At 68.4% G+C, this 17,218-nt stretch carries 15 protein-coding genes; 9 read left to right on the top strand and 6 right to left on the bottom strand.

The genetic code is table 11. From position 1 onward, the window contains the following. The first annotated feature begins 51 nt into the window (after positions 1-51). On the top strand, positions 52-1,080 hold the full coding sequence (locus tag GBRO_RS24755) for a hypothetical protein (RefSeq protein WP_012834704.1): 1,029 nt from the start codon (positions 52-54) through the stop codon (positions 1,078-1,080). A 79-nt stretch (positions 1,081-1,159) separates the two neighbouring features. Here GBRO_RS24755 and treY read toward each other — a convergent pair whose 3' ends face one another. The 4 genes from treY to GBRO_RS14785 form a co-directional block, all read right to left on the bottom strand. Then, positions 1,160-3,478 carry a malto-oligosyltrehalose synthase gene (treY, locus tag GBRO_RS14800; RefSeq protein ID WP_012834703.1) on the bottom strand — a complete coding sequence of 773 codons (2,319 nt, stop codon included), beginning with the start codon at positions 3,476-3,478 and terminating at the stop codon, positions 1,160-1,162. A gap of 4 nt (positions 3,479-3,482) precedes the next feature. Then, a complete protein-coding gene (gene glgX / locus GBRO_RS14795; protein ID WP_041919914.1) occupies positions 3,483-6,146 on the bottom strand; it encodes a glycogen debranching protein GlgX in 2,664 nt (887 codons plus the stop codon). A 163-nt stretch (positions 6,147-6,309) separates the two neighbouring features. Beyond that, complete coding sequence (locus GBRO_RS14790; protein ID WP_041919913.1) at positions 6,310-8,526, bottom strand: acyltransferase family protein; 2,217 nt, start codon at positions 8,524-8,526, stop codon at positions 6,310-6,312. Positions 8,527-8,667: 141 nt separating this feature from the next. Continuing rightward, complete coding sequence (locus GBRO_RS14785) at positions 8,668-9,267, bottom strand: TetR/AcrR family transcriptional regulator (protein ID WP_012834700.1); 600 nt, start codon at positions 9,265-9,267, stop codon at positions 8,668-8,670. Between the two features lie 142 nt (positions 9,268-9,409). On the opposite strand from GBRO_RS14785, the gene GBRO_RS14780 reads away from it, so the two are divergent. The 7 genes from GBRO_RS14780 (at position 9,410) to GBRO_RS14750 (ending at position 15,321) form a co-directional block, all read left to right on the top strand. Next, a complete protein-coding gene (locus tag GBRO_RS14780; RefSeq protein WP_012834699.1) occupies positions 9,410-10,711 on the top strand; it encodes an adenosylmethionine--8-amino-7-oxononanoate transaminase in 1,302 nt (433 codons plus the stop codon). Positions 10,712-10,773: 62 nt separating this feature from the next. Continuing rightward, complete coding sequence (locus GBRO_RS14775; RefSeq protein ID WP_052298412.1) at positions 10,774-11,916, top strand: 8-amino-7-oxononanoate synthase; 1,143 nt, start codon at positions 10,774-10,776, stop codon at positions 11,914-11,916. Continuing rightward, a complete protein-coding gene (bioD, locus tag GBRO_RS14770) occupies positions 11,913-12,731 on the top strand; it encodes a dethiobiotin synthase (RefSeq protein WP_012834697.1) in 819 nt (272 codons plus the stop codon). Before GBRO_RS14775 ends, bioD begins: the two co-directional genes overlap by 4 nt. Beyond that, the gene (gene bioB / locus GBRO_RS14765) at positions 12,728-13,765 is read left to right on the top strand and encodes a biotin synthase BioB (protein ID WP_012834696.1); all 1,038 of its coding nucleotides are present in this window, start codon (positions 12,728-12,730) and stop codon (positions 13,763-13,765) included. Before bioD ends, bioB begins: the two co-directional genes overlap by 4 nt. A gap of 76 nt (positions 13,766-13,841) precedes the next feature. Beyond that, entirely contained in the window at positions 13,842-14,081 is a 240-nt protein-coding gene (gene bsaP / locus GBRO_RS14760) for a biotin synthase auxiliary protein BsaP (protein ID WP_006898423.1), read from the top strand. A gap of 2 nt (positions 14,082-14,083) precedes the next feature. Then, positions 14,084-14,767 carry a DUF2567 domain-containing protein gene (locus GBRO_RS14755; RefSeq protein WP_052298283.1) on the top strand — a complete coding sequence of 228 codons (684 nt, stop codon included), beginning with the start codon at positions 14,084-14,086 and terminating at the stop codon, positions 14,765-14,767. Positions 14,768-14,778: 11 nt separating this feature from the next. Next, a complete protein-coding gene (locus tag GBRO_RS14750; protein WP_012834693.1) occupies positions 14,779-15,321 on the top strand; it encodes a GNAT family N-acetyltransferase in 543 nt (180 codons plus the stop codon). On the opposite strand, the gene GBRO_RS14745 is transcribed toward GBRO_RS14750, so the two are convergent. Both GBRO_RS14745 and map read right to left on the bottom strand, forming a co-directional pair. Further along, positions 15,304-16,038, bottom strand: coding sequence for an NUDIX hydrolase (locus GBRO_RS14745; RefSeq protein WP_041919912.1), 735 nt, complete (start codon positions 16,036-16,038; stop codon positions 15,304-15,306). The genes GBRO_RS14750 and GBRO_RS14745 overlap by 18 nt on opposite strands. Before the next feature lie 62 nt (positions 16,039-16,100). Continuing rightward, entirely contained in the window at positions 16,101-16,862 is a 762-nt protein-coding gene (gene map, locus GBRO_RS14740; RefSeq protein ID WP_012834691.1) for a type I methionyl aminopeptidase, read from the bottom strand. Between the two features lie 81 nt (positions 16,863-16,943). On the opposite strand from map, the gene GBRO_RS14735 reads away from it, so the two are divergent. Continuing rightward, positions 16,944-17,204 carry a helix-turn-helix domain-containing protein gene (locus GBRO_RS14735; protein ID WP_012834690.1) on the top strand — a complete coding sequence of 87 codons (261 nt, stop codon included), beginning with the start codon at positions 16,944-16,946 and terminating at the stop codon, positions 17,202-17,204. Positions 17,205-17,218: the final 14 nt, after the last annotated feature.

Raw genomic sequence — 17,218 nt, 5'->3', positions numbered from 1 at the left:
CGTGCCCACCGGAGACGCCGGGACGTGCCCATCGGGGGAGAGACACCAGAGATGACCGAGATGACTGATCGTGACAACAGCAGCGCCGAAACCGACGCCGAGACCACGTCTGCGGAGTCCGTGGATTCCCCGACGACCGGGGATGCCACAGCGGCCGACGACTTCACCGAGGTGGACAGTTCAGACGACGACACCGTGGTGCTGAAGAAGGATGCCGCATCGAGTACGTCTCGGACGCCACAGGGGAAAGCGGGCAAGCGCGTGCGTGGCACCGCGGCCCGGGCATCGGACAGCGATGACTCCGACGGTGCCGACGACGACACCGTGACGGCGCCCGTGGTCGGCAAGAAGAACGCCCGCGATCGCGACGCCCCCACCGCGAACGACAACAAGGCGGACCCCGAGAAGACCGAAACCGAGAAGACCGAACCCAGTAAGACCGCGGGCAAGAAGGAATTCACCCTCACCATCACCGGTCGGGGGCTGCTGCGTGCCGCGGCAGTCCCGGTGGTGGTCGCCGTCATCGCGGGCGCCGGGTTCCTGGGCTGGAAGGTCTACGAGCAGAACCAGAAACTCCAGGCCTTCGACGACAGCCTCGCGGCGTCCAAGCACTTCATCAACGAGTTGGTCGGCACGATGACGACCAACACCGCCGACCAGTACAAGGAGCGGCTCGGCCCGTTGAGCACCGGCGACTTCCAGAAGACGCTGGAACGCGAGCGCACCGACACCGAGCAGCAGGTGCGCGACATCAAGGTCACGAGTGCGAACGCGGACATCAAGCTGGCCACGGTCGAGAAGTTCTCCGCCGATACCGCGACCACGATGCTGCAGGTCGAGGTCACCGCGACCGGTGCGGCAGCGACCACCCCGCAGAAGATGACGATCTTCTACCTCATCACGCTGGAGAAGCACGACGGCAAATGGCTGGTCTCCGATCTGGGGAACGCGCCCGGCCGCAGCGTGCTGTTCGGCGACGGAACAGAGGTCACGCCGAATGCCCCGGCGCCCACGCCGGGCGCGCCAAACCCGACCCCGGGTGCCCCGGCACCCGCGCCGACACCGGCACCGGGCGGCTGACGCTCGGGCGTGCGGGCTGACAAAAGTAGGGGATGGATTTCCTTCCCCACTTTTCGTGGCTCGCCCCGCTCCTCGAAGCTCAGGGAGCGTTGGAGGTCGGCGCGACTTCCAGCATCGCCACCGGATGAGTGGCGCGCAGAGTTGCGAGATCGACGGTCCCGGAGTGTGTTTCGTCGGTCAGCACATTGCGCCACCGGCCCGGTGGCAGCACGACCGCGGTGGCGCGAGCGCTGTCCGCGCGCAGGCTGTGGGTGAATCGCGCCGTCACCACCACGACCGTCGCCGATCGGCCGTCTCCCCGGGCGAAGGCTACCGCGTGGTCGGCCGCCGGGCCATCGGCATTGAGACGGCGGTAGGTCCCGTGGGTCCCGAAGGCGGCGGGGTGGGCGGCACGCAACGACAGCGCGGCGCGGACCAGCGCCGCCTTGGGATGATCCATGCCGCGGGTGAAGTCGACGGGCCGGCGGTTGTCGGGATCGACCAGCGAGTCGTCCCACCACTCGGTGCCCTGATAGATGTCGGGTACGCCGGGCCCGAGGATCGCGATAGCCTTGCGCGCCAACGCTTCCTGCTCCCAGGAATCGGCGATCCGGGCCACCAGGTCGGTGATCACACCGGCGACCGGGTCGGCGGTCACCGCGTCGATCCAGTCGAGTACCGCGGACTCGAAGTCGTCGTCGACCTCGGTCCAGGTGGTGCGTAAACCGGCTTCGCGCATCGCTTTTCGCGCGTACTCGTGCAGCCGGCCGCGTAGGGCAGCAGATACCGGCGCCCCGATCGGCCAGACCCCGACGATGTTCTGCAGCAGGAAGTAGCACGTCAGATCGTCCGGAATTGCGGTGGTTCGCCAGATCCGGTCCACGACGAGCGACCACCGCTCCGGTATCTGGGCGAGCATCGCGATGCGGGCCCGGACATCCTCGCCGCGTTTGGTGTCGTGGGTGGAGGAGGCCGTCATCGCCAGCGGCCACTCCGCCGCCCGGGTCGCATTGTGCTCGTGGAAGGTGTCCAGACTCATGGCCGGATGCGCCGGGTCGCCGCCGACCTCCTGGGCCGATACCAGGCGCGCGGTCCGGTAGAACAGGCTGTCCTCGACGCTCTTGGCCGTGACCGCCCCGCAGGTCTGGGCCAGCCGCGACGCCGCCGCGCCGGGAGAGGCGGTTTGTGCGACGACGAGCGCCAGGGCATCGGCGAGCGCGGGCCGACGCCGCGCGATCGACGCCGCGGCCTCGACGAGACGCGGACGCAGCGTCGGATAGTCGGCGCGGTACACGCCCAGACCCGCGATCAGTTCGGCGGTCGCGTGCGCCACCGCCGGTTCGTCGGCATCGGGATCGGAGTGGGTCAGTGTGTGGACGAGTCTGCGGTGCTCGGTGGGAAAGGACTCGGTGAGTGTCACCAGCTTTCGCTCGTGCTCGGTCGTCTCGATCCAGCGCGAGTCGCCGGGTACACCGGTCACCCGGTCATGGATCTCGGCGAGCTCGATCACGCCCGACGGTGCGACGAATAGTGCGTCGATGATGCGCATCTGCTCGTATCCGGTGGTGCCCTCCACGGGCAGCGTCGGCTCCAGCGGCTCGTCGGAGGCGAGGATCTTCTCCACGTAGATGAGCCGGTCACGCCCGACGTCGGCCCGCAGGCGCCGTAGATATCCCTGCGGGTCCCACAGGCCGTCCGGATGATCAACGCGTACCCCGTCGATCAGGTCCTCGGCGATGAGCTCGCGCAGCCAGGCGTGGGTGGCCGCATAGACCTTCGGGTCCTCCTGGCACAGACCCGCGAGTTCGTTGACGGTGAAGAACCGGCGATATCCGATCAGCCCGCTGTTCCAGGGCACCAGGCGGTAGTGCTGCCGGTCGTGCACGTCGGTCGGTGTGCCGCCGAGGGTCCCGGGGGCGATGGGGAAGTGGTGCTCGAAGTAGCGCAACTCGTCGTCGTGGATCTCCAGCGGCGAGAGGTCGCCGTCGGCGGCGAGGACCGGGAGGGCGATCGCGCCGTCGGCGCCGTTGCCGGTCGAGAAGTCGATGTCGAAGTAGGAGCTGTAGTCCGAGTGCCGCCCGTGGCGCAGGACATCGGCGAACCACGGATTGGCCATGGCGTCGGCGACCCCGGTGTGATTGGGGACGATGTCGATGATCAGGCCGATGTCGACGGCGTTCGCCGCCCCGCGCAGCTCCCGCAGTCCGTCGAGGCCGCCGAGGGCCGGTGCGACCTCCGGCGGCGGCAGCCAGTCGTAGCCGTGGGTGGAGCCCGCCGACGCGCGACCGATCGGGGACAGGTAGAGGTGGCTGATACCCAGCTCGCTCAGATGCCCCAGAATGCCTGCGGTGTCGGCGAATCCGAACCCGGGGTGCAACTGCACGCGGTAGGTGGCGCGCGGTTGGCGACGATCGGCCATCGCCTCAGGCGACCTTACGCAGGACGAGTAGCGATCGTGCGGCGATCGCGACGGAGTCCCCGCAGGCCACGCTCGCGATGTCGGACTCGCCGGTCGGGTGGGAGGTGGACAGCACGCCTTCCCATTCCAGTCCCAGGCGGTCGCTGGGCATCCGGAAGTCGATGTCCTCGTAGTGGGCGTTGAAGCAGATCATGAAGCTGTCGTCGACGATCGGTTCCCCACGCTCGTCCTTCTCGCCGATGCCGGCACCGTTGAGGAACACCGCGAGACTCTTGCCGAAACCGCTGTCCCAGTCGTCGGTCGTCATCGCCTCGCCGGACGGGGTGAGCCACACGATGTCGAGGGTGTCCGCGCCCCAGCGGATCGGCTTGCCGGCAAAGAACCGGCGACGCCGGAACACCGGATGCCGGGTGCGCAACGCGATGGCCCTGCGGGTGAATTCGAGCAGTTCGGCGTTCTTCTCCGCGAGACTCCAGTCCATCCAGGACAATTCGGAGTCCTGGCAGTAGACGTTGTTGTTGCCCTGCTGGGTCCGGCCGATCTCGTCGCCGTGGGCGAGCATCGGCGTGCCCTGTGACAGGAACAGCGTCGCCAGGATGTTGCGTTGCTGGCGGGCCCGCAGCTCGAGCACCTCGGGATCGTCCGTGGGTCCCTCGACCCCGCAGTTCCACGAGCGGTTGTGACTTTCGCCATCGCGATTGTCCTCACCGTTGGCCATGTTGTGTTTCTCGTTGTAGGAGACCAGGTCTCGCAACGTGAAACCGTCGTGGGCGATCACGAAGTTGATGCTGGCCAGCGGGCGCCGGCCGGTCGCCTCGTACAGATCCGACGACCCGGTGAGCCGAGAGGCGAACTCGCCCAACGTCGCCGGCTCCCCGCGCCAGTAGTCGCGGACGGTGTCGCGGTACTTTCCGTTCCACTCGGTCCACAGCGGCGGGAAGTTGCCGACCTGATATCCGCCTTCACCGATGTCCCACGGCTCGGCGATGAGCTTGACCTGACTGACCACCGGATCCTGTTGCACCAGATCGAAGAACGCCGAGAGGCGGTCGACGTCGTGCAGTTCGCGGGCCAGGGTCGACGCGAGATCGAACCGGAAGCCGTCGACATGCATCTCGAGAACCCAGTAGCGCAGCGAATCCATGATCAGCTGCAGCGTGTGCGGGTGCCGGCCGTTGAGGCTGTTGCCGGTGCCGGTGTAGTCCATGTACATCTCGGGCTGCCCGTCGACCAGCCGGTAGTAGGCGGCGTTGTCGATGCCACGGAAGCAGATGGTCGGGCCGAGGTGGTTGCCCTCGGCGGTGTGGTTGTAGACCACGTCGAGGATGACTTCGATGCCCGCGTTGTGGAACTCACGGACCATCGCCTTGAACTCGGTGACGGCACTGCCCGGCTGGTCGCGATTGGACGCGTACTCCAGATGCGGGGCCATGAACCCGAAGGTGTTGTACCCCCAGTAGTTGCGAAGTCCCTTGTCCCGCAAGACGAAATCCTGCATGAACTGATGTACGGGCATGAGTTCGATCGCGGTGATGCCCAGTGACTTCAGGTGATCGATGATCACCGGATGGCACAGCCCCGCGTAGGTGCCGCGGAGCCGTTCGGGGATGTCGGGGTGGGTGGCCGTCATGCCTTTGACATGGGCCTCGTAGATCACCGTCTGGTGATACGGCCGGTGTGGAGAACGGTCGTTCTGCCAGTCGAAGTACGGATTGATGACCACCGACACCATGGTGTGTCCCAGCGAATCGAGCTGGGGCATCGGGTTCTCCGGGGTGCTCTCCGGGATCTCGTCGTCGTGCGGTGACTCGTCGGCTGCGGAAACCTCTGTGTCCGCGCCGTTCTCGGTATCGGCCGCATCGTTCGCACCCGGGCCGTCGCCGGGTGTCTCGCCGTCGGCGGCTTGCGGCGTCTCCGGCGCGGCATCGTCGGCGGCGACGTCGTCGCCCGATGTGGTGCCGCCATCGGATTCCGGTACCGCCGCGTGTTGCTCCGCGCTGGATGCCGAATCGGACTCGGGCGCAGAAGGTTTCGTGGCAGAAGGTTCCGCAGTAGTAGGTTCCGCAGTAGGGGGTTCCGTGGCAGGAGGTTTCGGGAGCGGGTAGGAGAACAGGGAGGCGTCACCGTCGAAGTCGCCGTGAAATGCCTTGCCGTACGGGTCCAGGAGTAACTTGCTCGGGTCGCACCGCAGGCCGCGGGCCGGGTCATAGGGGCCGTACACCCGGAAGCCGTAGAACTGTCCGGGGCCCACATTCGGCAGATAGCAGTGCCAGCAGTAGCCGTCGACCTCGTCGAGCCGGATCCGCCGTTCCCGGCCGTCCCGGTCGATCAGGCACAGCTCGACAGCCTCGGCGACCTCGGAGAACAGCGAGAAGTTGGTGCCGACACCGTCGTAGGTGGCGCCGAGCGGAAAGGCCGTGCCCGGCCACACCGGGATCGGTGCGGGCTCGGGCTCCACCAGGGCGTCCGCCTGAGCGGGCGAGGGGGGCAGGGTGGTGGGCGCGGAGCCGGCGTCGTCGTTGCTCAGTGGCGCAGCCGTCGTGATGTCGGTGGCCACCCGCCCTTCGCCGGCCGCCGGTGGCGCTGGCGGTGTCGAGGCGTCGGGTGCCGGTGTGGGCGCGACGGTTTCCGGGGCGGGCTGGTCGCCGGTGGTTGGCGGTACGGTCATACCCACCCTTCTTGTCGGGGAACCAACGCTCCGCCGGATACTCCGGTGACGACGCCTGGTGTCATGGACCGACAGTAGTCGCGTTGCGGCGCCCGGTCATCTCGAGCGCCTGGTTCGGTTTCCATTGTGGTCGCCACCACGCACGTCCGTCAGTTTCCGCGGGTCACGGCTTCTGCTGGCCGATCCACGGCATCGCGAGCTTCATCTGTCGCTCGAGTTCGTCAGCCAGGCTGCGCACATAGGTCGCACTGAGGTGATGTGGGTCCTTGTAGACGATGATGTTGCCCACGATGGCCGGGCAGAAGTCGGCGGTGCAGATGCCGTTGGTCAGATCCAGCGGGTGGAAATCCGGTCGCGTCGCCCGAAGCTGCTCGGCGGGATCGGTCGGTGCCATGGAGACCACCCGCTTGGTTCTGCAGCTCTCCGCCGTGCCGCCGTCGTTGAGGCAGATCGGTGTGTCGACGCCGGAGCGGATGGGCCACGGCGTGTCGCGGATGCCCAGGACGGGAACCCCGCCGGCGATGAACCGGTCGAAGATCGGCGTGTAGTCCGGTGGTGTCCAGTCGCCGTTCTCGTAGTCGCGCGGACGCGTCGAATTGGTGAACACGGCATCCGGTTTGGCCTTGATGATCGCGGCGATGACTCGCTGACCCCAGTCGTAGCACTGGGGATACGGTTCGCCCTGCTGGCGCGGAACCGGGTTGGTGGACAACGGACATCCCATCTTGATGTACGTGGTCACCTTGAAGTGGTTGCGTTTGCCGATCATGTCGAGCGCCGAGATCCACATCTCCGCGTGCGACCCGCCGGCCAGTGCGATGGTGCGCGTGGCCGCCCGATCGCCGTACACGCCGACGTGGATGCTGCCGTCCTTGAAGTCACTGGTGAACCCGTCGGTGGACGTCTCGGGGAAGTCCTTGATCACCGCCAGCGGCTGGGGCACCGGATCGAGTTTGGGCACCGGCGTGCCGTCGAGCAGGGCACGGGCGCCCGGATAGTCACGCGGATCCAGGTTGAGGGTGTCGACCGAGATGGTTGCGACGTGGCGATCCCATGCCTTGATGCCGACACCGACGGCGATCGTGCCGATCAGCAGGATGCTGGTGACCACCGAGGTGTAGTTGATCCAGCGGCGATGGCCGGACCGGTCCCCGTGGTTGAGTTTGGCCCGGTCCCCACCGCGCAGCGGGTCCTCGACGAATCGTTTGGTCGTCGCAGCCAATCCGATCGAGACGGCCAGGATTCCGACGCCCTCGATCACCGAGGCGTGTTCCTTCTCTCGCCACGTCAGATAGAAGATCAGCAGCGGCCAGTGCCACAGGTAGAGGCTGTAGGCGATGGTGCCCAGCCAGACCGGCCATCGGCTTGCCAGCGCCCGGTTGAGCATCGGCATCGGGTCGGGAGCGCTCGGAGCCGCTGTCGGGGACTCGGTATCGCTGGCGCGGCGCGCGCGCTGCAGGTCGGTGGCACCCGCCCAGATGATCAGCAGGGTGGCGCCGACCGGGACCAGCGCCCACGGACCCGGATACTGCTCGACCCCGACGATCCACCATCCGCAGGTGACGATCAGCCCCAGGGCGACGGCGGTGGCGAGGTTTCGCAACCAGTTCGGCAGCCGCCAGCGCGGCAGCCACACCGCGAGGAGGCCGCCGGCGAGCGGTTCCCAGAGCCGCGACCAGGTGTCGTAGTAGTTGTACGGCTGATGCAGGACCAGACCGCGATGCGCCCACCAGAACGAGGCGAGTGCGACCAGCAGGACCGAGAGGCCGACGAGCACGCGGATCACCCGCGGGTCGGCGACCACCGACACCACCCGGGCGAGCAGTTTGATGACCACGGTGACCGCGAGGGCGGTCAGCAGCGTGATGAGGAAGAACTGGCCCTGCATCGACATCGACCACAGGTGCTGCAGCGGGCTGTTCGCCGAACTCGCCGCGGTGTAATCCTGCGAGTTCCACGCCAGGTACCAGTTCTGCCAGTAGGTGGCGCTGGCGAACAACTCGCGGCCGATGTTGGACCAGCGCACCTGCGGCAGGATCAGCACTGTTCCGACCGCCACCGCGATGAGCACGGTCAGCAGTGCGGGCAGCAGCCTGCGCAGCAGCCGGGACAGTCGCGGCCACGGGTTCATCGCGTCGCGGAAGGTGATGCGCGCCGATTGGCTGTGGATGGCGTGGCGCAGCAGCGAGCCGACGAAGAAGTACCCGGACAGGGTGAGGAAGACGTCGACGCCGCCGGAGACCTTGCCGAACCACACATGGAAGCAGGCGACCAGAGTGATCGCGATACCCCGAAGGCCGTCGAGGTCGGTCCGATAGACCGGTGGCGACGCCGACGAAGCAGTGGTCGTCTGCGGCGCTACACGGGTCGGGGCTGCCAACGGATCGGGCTCTCTGTCTCTCGGCGAGGTGGACGGCACGTGCCGGCGCGGGGGCGCCCACTGTGCGGATCGGGTAGCAATGTACCTGCCGAACCTGTGAAAAATCGACTCGGTGCCCGACGACACACGGGGCGCTGACCTTTACTTTTCTTTACTCTGACCCGTCATCGCGGCGACTGCGGCGTCGGCGGCGCTGCGTGCACGGGCACCGTCGAGGATGATCGCGAGGCCGTCGGCGAACTCCCCGTCGAAGTCGCGTCCGGACGGTTCGATGACCCCGAGCCGCTCCATCTGCGCGCGGGTCTGCTCCTCGATGGTGAGCCCGATGACCAGCTGACAGATCGCGGTGCTGACGGCCTCCGCGTCGCGCAGCGGCAGGCCGCCGGCGCGGGCCGCGGCCGTGATGTCGGCGGCGATCGCTTTCACCGACAGGCCGCTCGCCCAGCTCGACGACACCACCTCGGCGCTGTCCGGAACGGCGAGCAATGCCTCGCGCATACCGGTGGCCAGGGAGTCGAGCCGCTCGGTCCATGCCAGGTCGGTACCCGGGATCGCGACCCGGCCCAGGATGTCGTCGGCCAGGGCGGCCAGGAGCGTCTGCTTGTTGGGGAAGTGCCAGTACAACGCGTTGGGCCGGACCCCGAGTTCGGTCGCCAGGCGTCGCATCGAGAGGTCGGCGAGGCTGTGGTCGATGAGGATGTCGCGGGCGGCACGCAGGACATCGGCACGACTGTTGCTCACAGCTCCACCCTAAGACCCCGGCGCGCGCTGCCTGTACACCGTCCAGGCAACGCCTGTACAGTGTCCAGGACGACGCGTGAGCCAGCCCACTTCATCGCGTCGCCGACCGCCCGAACCCGTTCGACCCCGAGGAATGTCTGCCGTGGACGAGGCCACCATCAGCCGCATCGATGCCGACCACATCTGGCATCCCTACGGTGCGATGCCGCCGAGTACCCGGCCGCTGGTCGTCGAGTCGGCGCACGGGGTGCGCCTGCGCCTGGCCGACGGCCGGGAGGTGATCGACGGCATGAGCTCGTGGTGGGCCGCGATCCACGGTTACGGGCACCCGGTCCTCGACGCCGCGGTGAGCGCGCAGGTGGGCCGGATGTCGCACGTCATGTTCGGTGGTCTCACCCACGAACCGGCCGCCCAACTGGCACGGCGCCTGATCCGGCTGACGCCCGAGTCGCTGCAGAAGGTGTTCTTCTGCGATTCCGGCTCGGTGTCGGTGGAGGTCGCGGTGAAGATGGCGCTGCAATACTGGCGCAGTCGGGGGCGTCCGGGGCGCACCCGACTGCTGACCTGGCGGGGCGGCTACCACGGCGACACCTTCACCCCGATGAGTGTCTGCGATCCCGAGGGCGGCATGCACTCGATGTGGACCGATGTGCTCGCCGCGCAGGTTTTCGTCCCCGCCCCGCCGGCCGACTACCGGGCCGACTACGTGGCGACCCTGGAAGCCGCGGTCTGGGCCCATCGTGACGAGCTCGCGGCGATCATCGTCGAACCGGTCGTCCAGGGCGCGGGGGGCATGCGATTCCACGATCCCCGATACCTCGCCGATCTGCGCCGCATCTGCGACGAGCAGGGCGTGCTGTTGATCTTCGACGAGATCGCCACCGGATTCGGCCGTACCGGAACGATGTTCGCCACCGAGCAGGCCGGGGTCTCGCCGGACATCATGTGCGTCGGCAAGGCCCTCACCGGCGGCTACCTGACGCTCGCGGCAACCCTGTGCACCGACGAGATCGCCACGGTCATCAGCGCGGGGGAGGCCGGCGGCCTGGCTCACGGACCGACGTTCATGGCCAACCCGCTCGCCTGCGCGGTCGCGGTGGCCTCAATGGATCTGCTGGCCGACGGCACCTGGCGGGATCGGGTCGCGCGCATCGAGGCGCAACTTCGGGCCGGTCTGGCACCCCTGAGCCGCCTCGACGGTGTTCGCGAGGTCCGGGTGCTCGGGGCGATCGGTGTGGTGGAACTCGACCGGCCGGTCGACATGGCCGCGGCAACCGCGGCCACCGTGGCAGCCGGTGCGTGGCTGCGGCCGTTCCGCAATCTCGTCTACACGATGCCGCCCTACCTGTGTGACGCCGACGACATCGCGACCATCGTCGACGGTATCCATGCCGCGGTGACGGCCACCATCGCAACCCCCGTCCCGGCAGGAGCATCCTCGTGAGCGCACCCGAATTCTCCCCGACAGCAGTGGACTTCGCCTCGGCAGCAACGGATTTCGCGCCGATGGCACCGCAGACCGGGCTCGACTGGCTCGACGATGCCGCCGCCGCGCGGTCGGCCGCCGGCCTGCATCGCGATCCGCACGTTCGACGCAGCGACGAGCACCTCATCAATCTCGCATCCAACGACTACCTCGGGCTCTCCACCCATCCCGCCGTCGTCGCCGGCGCGCAGGCGGCACTGGCGCAGTGGGGAGCGGGATCGACCGCGTCGCGGCTCGTCGTCGGGACCACCCAAGCCCACGTCGACTTCGAAGAGGAGATCGCCGATTTCCTCGGATTCGAAGCCGCACTGTCCTTCTCGTCCGGCTATCTGGGTAACGTCGGCGCGATCTGCGCCCTCGCCGGGCGTGGTGACCTCATCGTCAGCGACACGGGTACGCACGCATCACTGATCGACGGATGCCGGCTTTCCCGTGCGCGCGTGGTGGTCGTCGAGCGCGGTGACCACGACGCGGTGCGCGCAGCGCTCGCCGAGCGCACCGAGGAGCGTGCCCTGGTGGTCACCGACTCGGTGTACAGCATCGACGGCGAACCCGCACCGATCGCCGAGCTGTACTCGGCGGCTCGCGCCCACGGCGCCGTGTTGCTCGTCGACGAGGCACACGCGCTCGGGGTCCGCGGACCGGGTGGACGCGGCCTGATCGCCGAGGCGGGCCTGTCGGGTGCGCCCGACCTGGTCGTCACCGCGGTGATGTCGAAATCGCTTGGCGCTCAAGGTGGTGTCGTGCTCGGCTCGCGGGCCGTGCGGACCCACCTGATCGACTGCGCCCGGACCTTCATCTTCGACACCGGACTCAACCCGGCCGCGGTCGGCGCTGCCCGCGCGGCGCTGGCCCACCTGCGTGCCCATCCGGAACTGCCGACCCGCCTGAGCGACAACGCCCGACGCCTCGCCCAGCGGTGTGGTGCGTCGGTGCCCGCCGCCGCGGTGATCTCGCTGATCGTCGGCGATCCCCGGCAAGCCGTCGCCGCAGCCGCCGCCTGCCGGGACCGGGGTGTGCTGGTGGGCTGCTTCCGCCCGCCGTCGGTGCCGGCGGGGACGTCGCGCTTGCGGATCACGGTCCGGGCGGACCTCGACGCGGCCACCGTTGATCGGGTGGCCGACGTCGTCGACGCCGCGTTACGTGAGGTCGGCGTCCGATGAGCGGCGCGATCCTGGCCGTGACCGGCACATCGACCGACGTCGGCAAGACGATCGTGACCGCGGCGCTGGCGGCGGCGGCTCAGGCCCGGGGCGCGACGGTCGGCGTCTGCAAGCCCGCTCAGACCGGCGTCGAGCCCGGCGAGCCGGGCGATCTCGACACCATCGCAGGTCTCGCCGGACCGGTGACCACCACCGAATGCGCCCGGTATCCCGACCCGCTCGCACCGGAGACGGCAGCACGGCTGCGCGGACTGCCACCGGTCCGGCGGCCCGACATCCGTTGTGCCGTCGAAGAACTTGCTACCACTCATGATCTGACCCTCGTCGAAGGTGCGGGTGGGGTGCTGGTGCGGCTGGCCGAATCGCTGACCCTGCTCGACGTGGCCGCGGACCTCGCCGCGCGGGTGGTCGTGGTGGTGCCCCCCGGACTCGGCGCCCTCAACCACGCCGAGCTGACCGTCGACGCCATCCGCGCGCGGGGCCTGGAGCCGGCCGGTCTCGTCATCGGCACCTGGCCCGAGCGTCCCGACCTGGCCATGCGCACCAACCGCGACGACCTGCCGCGCCTCACCGGTGTCCCGGTCGTCGGGGTGATCGACGCCGGTGCCGGCGCACTCGATCGCGCCGCCTTCCGCGCGGCTGCCCCCGGCTGGATCGACACCGACTGGCTCGACGCCGAGATCCGCCGGCCTCCTGGTCTTCACCGGCCGGCCCCCGGAAACCCCGCGACAGCACCGCAAATCTCGCCGACAGCACCACGATCTCGTTCGGCAGCAACCGCTTTCACCAGCACCCATGAAGGAGTTCTCTCGTGACCCAGGCAACCGTTGCCTCCGGAACCGTCGTCACCGAATCCGACGACATCCTCGCCGTGGCCCGAGCGCAGGTGCTCGAACGCGGCGAGGCACTCGACCGCGACCAGGTACTGACCGTGCTCCGCCTTCCCGACGATCGTCTCACCGAGTTGCTGCAACTCGCCCACGACGTGCGGATGCGGTGGTGCGGACCGGAAGTCGAGGTGGAGGGCATCATCTCGCTCAAGACCGGCGGCTGCCCCGAGGACTGCCACTTCTGTTCCCAGTCGGGCTTGTTCGCGTCGCCGGTGCGCAGCGCCTGGATCGACATCCCGTCGCTGGTGGAGGCGGCCAAGCAGACCGCCAAGACCGGTGCCACCGAGTTCTGCATCGTCGCCGCCGTCCGCGGCCCCGACAAGCGGCTGCTGAGCCAGGTCGCGGCCGGCATCGAGGCCATCCGCAACGAGGTCGACATCCAGATCGCGTGCAGCCTGGGCATGCTCACCCAGGAGCAGGTCGATCAACTGCGCGACATGGGCGTGCATCGCTACAACCACAACCTCGAGACCGCGCGCAGCCACTTCCCGAACGTCGTCACCACCCACACGTGGGAGGAGCGGTGGGACACGCTGCGCATGGTCCGTGACGCCGGCATGGAGGTCTGCTGCGGCGGAATCCTCGGCATGGGCGAGAGCCTGGAGCAGCGCGCCGAGTTCGCCGCCGATCTCGCCTCACTCGAGCCCGACGAGGTGCCGCTGAACTTCCTCAACCCGCGGCCGGGCACTCCGTTCGGTGATCTCGAGGTGTTGCCCGCGTCGGAGGCACTCAAGGCGGTGGCCGCCTTCCGCCTCGCCCTGCCGCGCACCATCCTGCGTTTCGCCGGCGGGCGCGAGATCACCCTCGGCGATCTCGGCGCCAAGCAGGGCATTCTCGGCGGTATCAACGCGGTCATCGTCGGCAACTACCTCACCACCCTCGGCCGGCCCGCCGAGGATGACCTCGATCTGCTGAGCGACCTGTCGATGCCGATCAAGACGCTGAACGACACGATCTGACCGGTTCGGCCACCGTGCGTGACACCATCCGACGCATCACGCCGGCGTGCGTGACACCATCGAAGGCGTGCCCGACATGATCGACACCGTCCCCGGTCCGCTCGCCGAGCCGTGCCGCTACGGCGTGTACACCGGAATCGAACTCGAACTCCAGTCGCCCGACGCGATCCCGCCTGCCGCGCGGCTGGGTCTGGAACCGCCACGATTCTGCGGTCAGTGCGGCCGCCGGATGGTGGTGCAGGTGCGACCGGACGGCTGGAGTGCCCGGTGTTCCCGGCACGGCACCGTCGACTCGGCAGAGCTGGGCCGACGGTGAGGGTGCCCCGACGCCTCCCCGTTCTGCTGGCCGTGGTCGGTGTGGTGCTGTTGCTCGGTGTCGTCGGTGGTGCCACCTGGGCGGCGATCACCCCGACCGCCACCGCGGAGGCGGTGCAGGGTGGTTTCATCATCCGATCCCCCGAGGAGGCGGCGCGACTGTTCAGCAGCGTCGCCACCTTCGGGTTCGTGATGGCGGTGTACGGCCTCGTCGCGGCCCTCGTCGCGTGGTTCGCGGCTCGCACCTGGCGCGGAGTCATCGGCTACCTGGCCGTACTCATCGCGACGGTGGCGGGTTCGGCCCTGGCCGTCGAGGTGGGAATGCGGGTGATCGACTGGCGACGCGACGACCGCGGATCCGTGCGGATCGGCGACACCGCCGAAGTCATCCCACGGCTCTGGTTGCGCGGCGGAACCGTGGATGGCCCTGCGCAGCAGTGGATTCTGCTCATCTGCGCGCCGTTCATCCTCACGCTGGTCTACCTCATCTGCGTACTGGCCTCGCGCACAGCCGATCTCGGCGTGGGCGATCTGGACGACGCACCGGCCGTTGCTGATCCGGCCTATGCGGGTGCCACGACCGGAGCGCCGGGCGCCGGTGGTTTCGCGGTCGGACCGCATCGGGACGGGCCGTTACCGGTACCACCCGGCGAGAATCCGGGTGACCAACCGGAATCGCCACGGTAGTCTCGGCGGTCATGCCCCCGACCGTCCACGCCCGCGGCCCGCGGATATCGTTGACCTCATTCGACGAAGGCGACTTCGCCGAGGTTCACGCCATCGGTTCCGACTCGCGCGTCGTCGAATTCATGGCATGGGGACCCAACTCCGTCGCCGACACGCGCGAGTTCCTCGACCGGGCACACCGTCCCGACGACGCCAAGCTGACGGCCGCGGTTCGGCTGAATGAGCGACTGATCGGCACCGCCGACATCGACGTCTCGGCCGGTGACGGGGCGGCCGAGATCGGTTATGCGTTTGCGGCCGGCGTGTGGGGGCGTGGATACGCCAGTGAAGCCGCGGCGCTGCTGATCGATCTCGCCTTCGATCATTTCGACGTCAACCGCGTCTGGGCCACCTGCGATCCGGCAAACGTCGCATCGGCCCGAGTGCTCGAGAAAGCCGGCATGCGCTACGAGGGCTTGATCCGCGACCACCTGGAGATTCGTGGGCGGTTGCGAGACTCGTTGCGCTTCGGCATCACCCGCGTGATGCGCGCATCCTCACATCGGCGGACGTAGTGTGGCGAACTCGTCGGTGACCCGTAACTCGTTGTCGGCGAAGGCATACAGTGCTGGCGGTCGCCCGCCGGTACGACCGGTCTTGCGGACCGTACCCGTCGACACCACCACCGCGCGGCGACTCAGGATGCGCAGCAGGTTGGTCGTGTCTACTGCGTAACCAAGTGCCGCGCAATAGATCTCGGATAGCTCCGACATCGGGAAACGGGCCGGCGCCAAGGCGAAGGCGATATTGGTGTAGGAGAGTTTCGCCGCGATCCGATGCCGCGCGGCAGTGATGATCTGTGCGTGGTCGTAGGCCAACTCGGGCAGCGCGTCGACCTGCTGCCAGGCCGCCTCGTCGGGTAGCCGCGCCGGCGCGTCGGTGGGAACGAGACCCACATATGTCGATGCGATCGTGCGGGCGCCGGGCACCCGGTCGGGGTCGGAGAAGACCGAGAGTTGTTCGAGGTGGGCGACTTTGCGGACGTCCATCTTCTCGGCCAACAATCGCCGCGCGCTCGCCGACAATGTCTCCGACGCCCCGACATCACCGCCGGGCAGCGCCCACGGCCGGGCGGCGTCGGACCGGGTGAGCAACACGCACAATGCCGGGGGAGTGTCGGGCTGCACCTCGCGGACCTTGAACACCACGCTGAGGACTTCGACACGCAGGTCATTCGAGCCGGTCGGGGATGTGTCGTCGGTGGAGGGCGACTGAGACCCGGCGGCTGACATGGCGTCGATTGTAGAGTCCGCACCCATCGAGCCGTGGCTACCGGACCGTTGCGCCCAACTGCTCAGCGGGTGAGCACCCGGGCCGCACCGTCGGTGACGGCGATCGTGTGTTCGCTGTGCGCCCCGCGTGATCCGTCGGCCGACCGGATGGTCCAGCCGTCGTCGTCGTAGATGATGCGGTCGGTGCCGAGGGTGAACCACGGTTCGAGCGCCAGGGTCAGTCCGGGCCGCAACCGCATCCCGCGACCGGGGCGGCCGACGTTGGCGACGTGCGGGTCCTCGTGCATGGTGCGTCCCAGCCCGTGACCACCGAACTGCGTGTTGACCCGATAGCCGTACGCGTGCGCGACGGACCCGATCGCCGCGGAGATGTCGCCGAGCCGGGCATCCGGGCGGGCCGCGTCGATGCCCGCGGCCAGTGCTGCCTCAATGGCGTCGACGAGACGACGATCCGCCGGGCGTGCATGACCCACGATGATGCTGCGCGCCGAGTCGGCCACCCAGCCGTCGATCGATACCGCTATGTCGAGGCTGAGGAGATCACCGTCGCGCAGGACATAGTCGTGGGGTAGGCCATGCAGGACCGCGTCGTTGACGGACAGGCAGATGACGTTGTGGAACGGACCGCGCCCGAAGGACGGTGCATAGTCCCAATAGCAGGACTCCGCCCCGCGATCACGGATCAGGTCGCGGGCACGATGCTCGAGGTCGAGCAGGTTGACCCCGACATCGGCGTGTTCGGTCAGGTCGTCGAGCAGTCCGGCGATGAAGCTGCCGGTCACACTCATCGACTCCACTTCGTCGGGCGTCTTCAGTTCGACCATCTCGGTAGCCTCCTCGCACGGTAATCGGTCGGTATAGAAATACCATGGTATTTGTATACCGCATCGGATAACCTCGGTGCCATGGTGCGTAATCCCCTGACCCCCGCGCAGATCGCTGCGGGACGCCGGCTCGGTGCCCGATTGCGCGAGCTGCGCGGCGATCGCCCGTCGGCCGACATCGCTTCGGTGGCCGGGATCTCGCCGGAGACCCTGCGCAAGATCGAGACCGGGCGCATGCCGACACCGGCCTTCGCGACCATCGTCGCGCTGTCCCGTGCCCTCGACGCCGACCTCGACGATCTCGCTCGCGCCCTCGAGGTCGATGCTGCGACGGTGCGCTGAGCGATCACGCGGGA

This window comes from Gordonia bronchialis DSM 43247, from assembly GCF_000024785.1.
Taxonomy (GTDB): domain Bacteria; phylum Actinomycetota; class Actinomycetes; order Mycobacteriales; family Mycobacteriaceae; genus Gordonia; species Gordonia bronchialis.
The sequence above is the reverse complement of the archived record's forward strand: the minus strand, read 5'-3'. Positions and strand labels throughout refer to the sequence as shown.

What these genes read in the sequence shown, in the direction of transcription:
- bsaP (WP_006898423.1), top strand. Translation starts at nt 13,842, where the DNA reads ATGATCGACACCGTCCCCGGTCCGCTCGCCGAGCCGTGCCGCTACGGC.
- GBRO_RS14775 (WP_052298412.1), top strand. Translation starts at nt 10,774, where the DNA reads ATGGCACCGCAGACCGGGCTCGACTGGCTCGACGATGCCGCCGCCGCG.
- GBRO_RS24755 (WP_012834704.1), top strand. Translation starts at nt 52, where the DNA reads ATGACCGAGATGACTGATCGTGACAACAGCAGCGCCGAAACCGACGCC.
- glgX (WP_041919914.1), bottom strand. Translation starts at nt 6,146, where the DNA reads ATGACCGTACCGCCAACCACCGGCGACCAGCCCGCCCCGGAAACCGTC.
- treY (WP_012834703.1), bottom strand. Translation starts at nt 3,478, where the DNA reads ATGGCCGATCGTCGCCAACCGCGCGCCACCTACCGCGTGCAGTTGCAC.
- GBRO_RS14745 (WP_041919912.1), bottom strand. Translation starts at nt 16,038, where the DNA reads ATGTCAGCCGCCGGGTCTCAGTCGCCCTCCACCGACGACACATCCCCG.
- map (WP_012834691.1), bottom strand. Translation starts at nt 16,862, where the DNA reads ATGGTCGAACTGAAGACGCCCGACGAAGTGGAGTCGATGAGTGTGACC.
- GBRO_RS14735 (WP_012834690.1), top strand. Translation starts at nt 16,944, where the DNA reads ATGGTGCGTAATCCCCTGACCCCCGCGCAGATCGCTGCGGGACGCCGG.
- bioD (WP_012834697.1), top strand. Translation starts at nt 11,913, where the DNA reads ATGAGCGGCGCGATCCTGGCCGTGACCGGCACATCGACCGACGTCGGC.
- GBRO_RS14750 (WP_012834693.1), top strand. Translation starts at nt 14,779, where the DNA reads ATGCCCCCGACCGTCCACGCCCGCGGCCCGCGGATATCGTTGACCTCA.